The organism is Bacteroides caecigallinarum (genome assembly GCF_016901995.1).
GTDB classification, from domain to species: Bacteria; Bacteroidota; Bacteroidia; order Bacteroidales; family Bacteroidaceae; genus Phocaeicola; species Phocaeicola cellulolyticus.
This window is the reverse complement of sequence record NZ_JACJLE010000151.1, coordinates 1-467: the sequence shown is the minus strand read 5'-3', so window position 1 is coordinate 467 and position 467 is coordinate 1. Positions and strand designations below refer to the sequence as shown.

Annotated in this window: 1 rRNA gene; it reads right to left on the bottom strand. The window is 48.0% G+C overall.

Annotated features, from left to right (window positions below):
* Positions 1 to 293: 293 nt before the first annotated feature.
* A 16S ribosomal RNA gene (locus H6A61_RS15410) occupies positions 294 to 467 on the bottom strand; the annotation flags it as partial.

Genomic DNA, 467 nt, shown 5'->3' with positions numbered 1-467 from the left:
CAAGGCATCCGCCATGCGCCCTTATTTACTTTCATTATCACGTACACACTCTGTTTTTTCAACAGAGCGGATGATATATACTTTTAGCTCTTTTGGTTTTGACCAAATTCTTACTTTTTCAGCTTGTTACATCATGTCAAAGATCTTTTTAATGTGAAGGTTACGGAGTCGGACCGTTTTTCCGGGGCCGGCCTTGTGTTTTAGGCTCCCCTGCCTCCTATATCTAATTAAACAAACTTGCCTGTAGTACAAGAAGCATAAACCTTCTTGATATCTTTACGGTACCACTCCAGAAAGGAGGTGTTCCAGCCGCACCTTCCGGTACGGCTACCTTGTTACGACTTAGCCCCAATTACCGGTGTTACCCTAGGGCGCTCCTTGCGGTTACGCACTTCAGGTACTCCCGGCTTTCATGGCTTGACGGGCGGTGTGTACAAGGCCCGGGAACGTATTCACCGCGCCGTGGC